This is a genomic window from Nitrobacter sp. MLSD-S21, assembly GCF_058809865.1.
This window is the reverse complement of sequence record NZ_JBXASZ010000028.1, coordinates 1-511: the sequence shown is the minus strand read 5'-3', so window position 1 is coordinate 511 and position 511 is coordinate 1. Positions and strand designations below refer to the sequence as shown.

The following is a 511-nucleotide window of genomic DNA, read 5'->3' as shown; positions in this document are numbered from 1 at the left end:
CCGCCTTCTGCAATCGATGCGCCCATCGCCTACTCCGCCGCGCGCGACCGCGCCCCGCCGATCGAACCGACATGCGTGCGATCAAGATCGCGCGACAGCAACCGGCCGGCCGATCCCGATGCGCGGCTGACCAGCTCGACGTAGCCTTTCGTCACGCGTGCGAAGTGATTGTAGATGATGACCGCGGGAATCGCCGCGACCAGACCGAGCGCCGTCGCCAGCAGCGCCTCGGCGATGCCGGGCGCCACCACCGCGAGGTTCGTGGTCTGCGACTTCGAAATCCCGATGAAGCTGTTCATGATGCCCCATACGGTGCCGAACAGACCAACGAACGGGGACGTCGCGCCGATCGTCGCAAGCAGACCCATGCCGAGCCGGATGCGGCGGGATTCAGCGCGGACGATTTCAGCGAAGTTCGACGCCGCTCTCTCCTTGATGCCGGCGTCGCTGGAAATTCCGGCCGACAGCCGCGCCTCGTGCATCGCCGACGCCAGCAACGACGCCAGCACGC

1 protein-coding gene is annotated in these 511 nt (G+C 66.9%); it reads right to left on the bottom strand.

The window, feature by feature from the left end:
- Window positions 1-29 precede the first annotated feature (29 nt).
- Window positions 30-511 (bottom strand): tonB-system energizer ExbB (gene exbB / locus AC1RT6_RS21230; protein WP_493029661.1); only part of this gene is annotated, 482 nt, incomplete at its 5' end.